Genomic DNA, 1,639 nt, shown 5'->3' with positions numbered 1-1,639 from the left:
AGGGGTTGTGATACGCCTCGCGCCCGACCATCACGCCGTCGAGCAGACGCAGGTGTTCATGCACCTGCGCGTTGACAGAGATGCCACCGTTGATGGCAAAGCGCAGCTCCGGAAACTCGTGCTTCAGCCGGTGCACCAGCTCGTAGCGCAGCGGCGGAATCTCGCGGTTCTGCTTCGGGCTCAGGCCCTGCAGCCACGCATTGCGCGCATGCACGATGAAAGTCTGGCAGCCGGCCTCGCTCACCTGGCCGACGAAGTCGCGCACGAATTCGTAGCTCTCGATCTTGTCGATGCCGATGCGGTGCTTGACCGTAACGGGCACGCTCACCACATCGACCATCGCCTTCACGCAGTCGGCCACCAGTTGCGGCTCGTTCATCAGGCAGGCGCCGAACGCGCCGCGCTGCACGCGCTCGCTCGGGCAGCCGCAGTTGAGGTTGATCTCGTCGTAGCCCCACTCTTCGCCGAGCTTCGCGCAGTGCGCGAGGTCGGCCGCCTCGCTGCCGCCGAGCTGCAACTGGGCACCGACGTCGCGCAGGCTTCCGAGCGCCTGCGCTCTGCCCGCGCCACCGCCGAGACGCTGCAGCGCGACGCGCTGCCCGGTGCCGAGACGGCCTACAAGGCCGCCACCAAGGGCTTCGAGCTGGGCAAGTTCAGCTTCCTGGAAGCACTCGATGCGCAGCGCACGCTGTTCCAGGTGCGCGCGCAATACCTGCTAGCACTGGCCGACGCGCACCGCGCCGCCGGCGACCTCGACCGGCTCCTCGGCTACGAAGGCAACGACATCTCTGCCGCGACGCCACCCGTCGTGCGCTGACAAGCAAGCAAGGAACTCCACAGATCATGAACACCGAAGAACGTAAACCTTTCGCCGAGGGCGTCGGCAAGAAGCAGTGGATCGCCATCGCGGTCGTCCTGGCGCTAGGCCTTGGCGCGGGCGCGCTGATCCTGCGCACCTCGCCGGCCAAGCCCGAGGCGGCCGGCCATTCGGAGGCTGCCGGGCATGGAGACGGCGAGCATCACGAAGAAGGCGGCAAGGAAGCCAAGGAAGAGGGCAAGGACCACGACCACAGCCACGGTGAGGCCAAGGGCCATGCCGACAACGAGCACCACGAAGAGGGCAAGGGCGAGGAAAAGACTGCAGTGGCAGGGGAAAAGAAGGAGCCCGCCGGCCACAAGGAAGACGAAGAAAAAATCGCCTTCACTGACGAGCAGGTCAAGGCTGCCGACATGACCATCGAGAGCGCCGGCCCCGCGCGCATCAGGACCTCGCTGCAACTGCCCGGCGAAATCAAGTTCAACGAAGACCGCACGGCCCACGTGGTGCCGCGCGTGGCGGGCGTGGTCGATAGCGTGTCGGCCGACCTTGGCCAGGAGGTCAAGCGCGGCCAGGTGCTGGCGGTGCTTTCAAGCCCCTCGTTGTCGGAGCAGCGCAGCGCGCTGCAATCGGCGCAGCGCCGGCTGGAGCTGGCCCGCTCCACCTACGAGCGCGAGAAGAAGCTGTGGGAAGAAAAGATCTCGCCGCAGCAGGACTACCTGCAGGCCCAGCAGGCCATGCAGGAGGCGCAGATCGCCGTGGCCAACGCCAACCAGAAGCTGCTGGCGCTCGGCGCCACGCCCGGCTCGTCGGCGCTGGGCC

Annotated in this window: 1 protein-coding gene and 2 pseudogenes; 2 read left to right on the top strand and 1 reads right to left on the bottom strand. The window is 67.0% G+C overall.

The features are described 5' to 3' along the window. Positions 1-517: pseudogene (gene dusA / locus ACSFA3_RS22720) on the bottom strand (tRNA dihydrouridine(20/20a) synthase DusA); the annotation flags it as partial. Between dusA and ACSFA3_RS22715 the strand changes: the two are divergent. Next, positions 497-817, top strand: a pseudogene (locus ACSFA3_RS22715) (TolC family protein); the annotation flags it as partial. The pseudogenes dusA and ACSFA3_RS22715 overlap by 21 nt on opposite strands. A gap of 26 nt (positions 818-843) precedes the next feature. Then, the coding region (locus tag ACSFA3_RS22710) for an efflux RND transporter periplasmic adaptor subunit (protein ID WP_435507730.1) at positions 844-1,639 on the top strand (796 nt) is incomplete at its 3' end.

The organism is Variovorax glucosi (assembly GCF_051216695.1).
Lineage (GTDB): Bacteria > Pseudomonadota > Gammaproteobacteria > Burkholderiales > Burkholderiaceae_C > Variovorax.
This window is presented reverse-complemented; position numbering and strand designations above follow the sequence as displayed.